Source organism: Vibrio sp. 1159 (genome assembly GCF_033340395.1).
In the GTDB taxonomy this organism is placed as follows: domain Bacteria; phylum Pseudomonadota; class Gammaproteobacteria; order Enterobacterales; family Vibrionaceae; genus Vibrio; species Vibrio alginolyticus.
Window position 1 is genome coordinate 1 of the sequence record NZ_JAWOWL010000065.1, and the last position, 5,889, is coordinate 5,889.

General features: G+C 39.8%; 8 protein-coding genes. 2 read left to right on the forward strand and 6 right to left on the reverse strand.

From position 1 onward, the window contains the following. The coding region (locus R7127_RS25645) for a hypothetical protein (RefSeq protein WP_318148641.1) at window positions 1-774 on the forward strand (774 nt) is incomplete at its 5' end. Here the strand turns inward: R7127_RS25645 and R7127_RS25650 are convergent. Both R7127_RS25650 and R7127_RS25655 read right to left on the reverse strand, forming a co-directional pair. Further along, a complete protein-coding gene (locus tag R7127_RS25650) occupies window positions 771-1,214 on the reverse strand; it encodes a hypothetical protein (RefSeq protein WP_318141771.1) in 444 nt (147 codons plus the stop codon). The two genes, R7127_RS25645 and R7127_RS25650, sit on opposite strands and share 4 nt — an antisense overlap. Continuing rightward, window positions 1,207-2,397, reverse strand: a complete 1,191-nt coding sequence (locus R7127_RS25655) for a hypothetical protein (RefSeq protein WP_318141772.1) — start codon at window positions 2,395-2,397, stop codon at window positions 1,207-1,209. The genes R7127_RS25650 and R7127_RS25655 overlap by 8 nt, the downstream gene beginning before the upstream one ends. Before the next feature lie 196 nt (window positions 2,398-2,593). Between R7127_RS25655 and R7127_RS25660 the strand changes: the two genes are divergently transcribed. Beyond that, the gene (locus R7127_RS25660; RefSeq protein ID WP_318141773.1) at window positions 2,594-3,976 is read left to right on the forward strand and encodes a zincin-like metallopeptidase domain-containing protein; all 1,383 of its coding nucleotides are present in this window, start codon (window positions 2,594-2,596) and stop codon (window positions 3,974-3,976) included. Between the two features lie 82 nt (window positions 3,977-4,058). On the opposite strand, the gene R7127_RS25665 is transcribed toward R7127_RS25660, so the two are convergent. From R7127_RS25665 to R7127_RS25680, 4 genes are all read right to left on the reverse strand, one after another. After that, window positions 4,059-4,787: a hypothetical protein gene (locus R7127_RS25665; protein WP_318141774.1), complete on the reverse strand. Its 729-nt coding sequence runs from the start codon at window positions 4,785-4,787 to the stop codon at window positions 4,059-4,061. Next, window positions 4,784-5,134: a hypothetical protein gene (locus R7127_RS25670; RefSeq protein ID WP_318141775.1), complete on the reverse strand. Its 351-nt coding sequence runs from the start codon at window positions 5,132-5,134 to the stop codon at window positions 4,784-4,786. Before R7127_RS25670 ends, R7127_RS25665 begins: the two co-directional genes overlap by 4 nt. A gap of 9 nt (window positions 5,135-5,143) precedes the next feature. Further along, window positions 5,144-5,350, reverse strand: a complete 207-nt coding sequence (locus tag R7127_RS25675) for a hypothetical protein (RefSeq protein ID WP_025573885.1) — start codon at window positions 5,348-5,350, stop codon at window positions 5,144-5,146. 11 nt (window positions 5,351-5,361) lie between these two features. After that, on the reverse strand, window positions 5,362-5,889 hold a 528-nt coding region (locus tag R7127_RS25680; protein ID WP_318148642.1), incomplete at its 5' end, for a pentapeptide repeat-containing protein.

Genomic DNA, 5,889 nt, shown 5'->3' on the forward strand with positions numbered 1-5,889 from the left:
CGAACAGAAGAAAATTGCGGGTTTCATAAAGAGAAAAACTCAGGGTGGTCAATGATGAAATCCATAATTAATCAACTAAATAATTATACATCCAACCTGACTGTCGAGGACATTTGTCTATTGTCTGATTATGACTATGTGGATTTTTTGCAGCAGTACAGAAAGTTAGTGTATATCACTGCCATGAGGCAGTATTGGCTTACTACAGCTAAACGAAAACGCAGCTACAGTAACATCAAGCAGTTTAAAAAGTACCATCATGCACAACAGCTTTTTTATCAACAAGTAACAGAAGAGTTTCACGTTAAAACAGGCATTAACCCAAGTAAAGCATACGGTATTACTGAGCTGTATGAAGCAATGTTTGAAAGACATTCACGCCTCCACATAGCGACAACCGTTTACGCTAATGACTTATTCACTGCTATTCAGTATGCCCGTTGCAACAAAGATCTATGGCAGAGGTTCAAGCAAGAGCTGGCTGCTATCGGTATCGACTTTAAAGACGTATCACAACTACTCATTGCGCTGCACTATGCTGATGAAACGTCCTATCAAGAAGCGAATGACAGAATGGCAAATGGATTTCGTAGGTTTTATCAGTATCAAGTAGATCGAGACTTTGAAGCACTGGTAATGGAAGCCATGAGTTTTGGGCAAATATTCCAGCATTGCACACCGTGCTTTAAAATCTACAACTTGCGTCTCACCTTTCCTGAGATTTACGTCATTAAAGCATGTTTATCGCAGGCCATAGCCACACAGAACGGTTAACGAAGCCTCAATCGAGGCTTTGTTTTACTTTGCTTAGATTGTTCGAAGAAGAACAGTTTATCAATGGTTTTCTCACACTCAACATAAAGCTGTGCCACCGATGGATTCGCCAGAATCAACTCTAATTTTTCATTACAATCAGTAGCACCAAAACCATACCAGAAAGAATAAGGTTCATTCTGGCATTGAAATTGGCAAGTCAGAAAAGATTGTTTAACCGCTTGCACTGCTTCACCTACTTTATCCCTTTTCGACTCTTGAACCGCTTCAACCAGAACCAGATTCAAGCGCTCAAACATCGACGAGACAAATGGTTCATTTAAATCAAGATAGGCATTTTCAAATGCGGAATAGTCGTCTTGTGCTGACGGTATTGTTTCAAAATCACTATAAAATAAATGACCAAAGAAACTCAGCGTTAATAGTTCTTTTTTAGTCATAGCGTAGTCCCTTTGAACGCTTCACCTTACGTTTTTCAGCCCTTTGCTCATCATCAAGCCCTTCTTGAACTTCTCGTTTTAAATCTGCGATTACTTGAGCTTCGTAATCTGGTACTTCTGGTTCATCGTTTAGAACTGGTACGTTCAATTTCAGCTCAACCCCCTCAAACGGGTTATCTTGCGCTTGAACCAATGCCTTCTCAGGAAAACAAACTTGCTGCACCGTCAGTTTGACACGCTGATTGACCTTTTCACCTACCGTGATCTTTTCCAAATCAAACAACGCATCTTGTTTGATTACTTCCAATGCCAAACGCAGATTTTCAAGGCTCAATTCTTGATACGGGAAAGAGAGAATGTGTTTATCTCTGACGACCAATAGAGCGTTAACCAATTCATCAACACTGGGATTTTTACCTAATAGCACACTATTAGCTGTAACAGGTGAAGCAAGGAGTTTTGGCTTACCGTTGTGGTAATAGACACTCTCACGCAATGTTGTATCATTATGTAGTTCAAGGTGGTCAGTTAACCACTCTTTTTGCTGCTTTAACTCATTATATTCCTTGATCATCGTTCCGTTATCAGCAGTGGAAATGGTAGAGCTACACTGCAACTCACGAAAGGCATCCAGAGAGAGAATTTTATTTGTTCCTTTCGGCTCATCTAACACATCAAAAACCACAACAGGCAGAGCTTCACCATTAAAACTCGCCAGAATCTTGTCTGAAAAATAGAACCCTTCTGGGGCATCAACACTTGAACCAATCACAACTTGGTTTGCTGGGTAATTCTGCTTAATCTCAGCCATTCTCTGTGGGTTTAAAGGCATTGACTGATTAAACGAATCAAACACCCAGTCGGGCAAGTCAAAGCCATTGTCAACCAAATACAAACCAATCTGCTCGTGATCTTGATACTCCATCAGCATAGCTTTAAACAAATCATACTGCTCAAAACTAAAGAGCATTTGAGCTGCAAACGGACTGCGTTCTTCCAGAATTAGCTCTGGTCTTAGCAAGTCTTTCTCATAGAAATACTGTAACAAGCCAGCCACAATATTCTTATCGCCTGTTCTTTCCAACGTCTTGGCAAAAGCAACGTATTGTTCGAATAACTCAGGACGTTGCTCAAGCAACAATTTACTCTTTTGTATCATCAATTGGGCATACGCATTTCTCATCCTATTTCCTCCATTCGTTACTAAATGGCATACCACAAATCGAGCTTTTAACAAGAGTCTGATCATTTTCACAAGTACCAAATAAGCAAAAACCCAATACCTTAAAGAAAATCCAACCGTCAATAATTTCAGTAACTTGGAGATATTAAAAAGCGTGATACGACATAAGTAGGCTCATCAACAAAGGAGTGTATTTATGAGTAAATCCAAATCGAGTGCTACTGGCAGCACTAAGAACAAAAAAAGCCAGCAAGACCAAGTATTAGATCGATTATTCGACTTTTTCTCAAAACCTAAAGGCGAGAAGCCAAGTTCTGACAGTGACGTAGAGGTGAGTTTCTATCGCTCAACGTTAAACGCATTACCAATCAATTTCTTCGGTAATGAATACAACGGAATCAACATCATCATGCTGTTAGAAGCGCAGCATCACAGCGCTACCAAAGTGCCGATTTACAGCACCTTCAAACAAGCCTCTGAACTACTGGAGAAGCACAAAAAGCAACTACCCGAAAAGTCAGATGATTTTGATCCAGACAAGCCATTAAAAGGTATCAAACTGGAAAATATCGTGGTGAAATATCTGGAAAATTACGCTAAAGACGGCGAGAAAATCAGCAAGGCACAGTTCGAAAAACTGACTAAGGGTATGAGCTTCAAGGAAATGAAAGACAAGGGCTTTGAAGCAAGGCGTGGCCTACGTGGTTATCGTGTTTTTCCTATAGAGACAATCAAACATTTATTACCAGAATCATATATCAATGGCCAACCATACTTTGCCAAACAAGAAACGTTAGCCAGTCGAGTCATGAATGAAGACGAGCAAGACTCTGTTTTTGTTCGAAAAGCAGAGCTCATCATTGACGCTATGGGCGTTCCCGTCATTGAGAAAGACGAAGACCGAGCTTATTACAGTGTTAAAGAAGATCACATCGTGATACCACCAAGGGGTAAGTTCAAAAGCGATAAAGCGAGATTTGCCATTATTTTGCATGAACTTAGCCACAGCACTGGCCACCCTTCAAGATTAGACAGAAAGTTAGGCAACCCATTCGGCTCTCAAGGTTATGCAAAAGAAGAATTGATCGCTGAAACAGCCACGTTATTTATGTGCCTTGATCAAGGATTAGAAACATTCAATTCCCATGCTGCTTACCTCGACAGCTGGACTCAGCAGTTTGCTGACCAAAAGAAAGTATTGCTATCTGTCTGCAAAAAAGCGAAGGACGCCCAAAACTACATCGCTGGACAAGTGCAAAGCCACACGCTGAAATTAGAGCAAGAGACACAACGATTAGATTTAACAGATCAATCTCAATTTTTTCTACAATGCTATATTGCTGAAGAAGCAGAGTTTGACGACCAATTTACATCACTAATTGGGAAGTACATCACTGGTTTGCGTGAGGTTGAGAATGGCCTGGAACTTGTTACCGATGAAAACTTACGTTATAAGCTCGACAGCACCGCTTCTAAGCCACTTTCTCGCAAGGTAGATGAATTGATACAGGCAGACAAAAAGAATGTCGAAATGGAGCGTTTAAAGACGGAACAGCCAAAGAGACGATTGACGATATAACAAAAAGACCGCATCAAGCGGTCTTTTATGGACATAAATAACTGATAAGATACATATTAATGCCTCTATCTTTAAACTCTAATTAAGGCCGCAGTCCATTCAATCCATCAGTAAGAATACTATTAGCCAAAGATGAGTAGTTCTTGTTCATGACAAATTGCTCTAAATCTTCATATTCATACAGTTCGATATAAATATAAGTGTCTGGAAGCTGATCTAACGGTCGTAATTTTTCTGCAATATCATCAAACGTCAGTCGACTAAGTTCCAGATCAATAAGATTGTCCAACGGTGCTAAATAATCATCATCACCTGTCTGTAACCAACTTGTATAAGCATCGCTCCACCCAAGTGCATACCTTCTCATTAATGTTTTTAGGTCGAGCTGCATACAAGCAACAACATTCTGAAAATCTGTCAGATCAGCATCAATACAATAGGTTTGACCATCATCAGCTTTAAACGTATAAACCACCTCATTGTACCAATTCTCAACGAGATCGATAACGACAGGACGTAAACCATCTTCCTTATGTATTTCTACATAGACTTTTTGATCGTGCATGACAAAATCATCAGCATAACCATCTACTCTTTCAAAAAGATTGACCATTTTTTCACAGTCAAAGTTAAATGTTGGTAAGTGGCATAAAGTTACTGACAGCTTTTCTACTGAAATAACCTCAACCTCGCCATAATCTTGCAGCGTTTCAGCATCGCCTGATAAGATGTAGATAGGCTGATCCGTTGCATAGTGAATGCATTCATCTGCAATTTGTTCAAACTGTGACTCAACGATATATAGGTTCATTTCGCTCCCTTACAACAAGAGCTGAGAGAAGCCATTACATCACGGTGATAGGTACACAAATCCATGTCATCAACTTCACACCCATCACTGGTGTTTTGCAACTCATGTTCAACCATTTTTATATGTTCGAAAGTTAAAGCGTCATGGAATATCAAACTCTCAATCACCTTCACTCTTGTATATTTTGGTAGCATGGAGAACATCAGCGTTTTGTGCGTGACACTTAAATCGTTAGCGACACGCTCAACCACCCACGTATCACATTGGCTATGCTCTTCGATTTTACTCAAATACTTCTTCTCAATAATCGCTTGAGCTTTTTGCTCAATACTTGTCATTAATTCCATATCATCCTCCTATTGCTGTGGAACATAAACTTGTTTAATTTCATAGACTAACTGCCACGTTGAATAACAGTCATTACACTCAACATCTTGATTCAGATAATCACCATGGCACTCTGTTTCATCAGCACTGTAATCACTTGAACCGCAGCGCCAGCAACTTGGCTCACTTGTTACATCGACTAACTCATCGAAAGGTAATTTGTTGTAATTACACATCTCTCACCCTCCTATTGGTTTGTTTGTTGTTGGGTAACATAGTCATAAGTCGTTTCAAAAAGCGGCAGATACGCTGCTTCTGAGATCACGTTATTTACCTTTGGTTTGATGAACAGCTCACAAAGTCTGATTAACTGAGATCTATTTTTAAAACCTTGACACATCAGGTAAGAGATCAGCTTCAACATAGCGTTTGACGCAATATCTGCATCGATAGTGTTATCAACATTGATTGCGATTGCTTTCTGAGGGAAACCTACATTCACATTGATATTGTTGTCTTCAAACCCATCAGCTCGCTCCCTTGCATATAGAAGGTTTACTCCTTCAAAATCACACTGCTTGAACGTTGCTGAATACATAAACGTTTCAACGAATAACGCATCGGTAAAATCGCAATCTTTGATTTCCGTATACTCAAAACTGGCATTAGACAAATCAGCACCACTAAAATCACAGTTCTTAATCACTGAACCGCAGAAGTTCACGCCACGCAGATCTAAATCAGTTAAATCCAAGCGCTCTAAACGCAAACATTC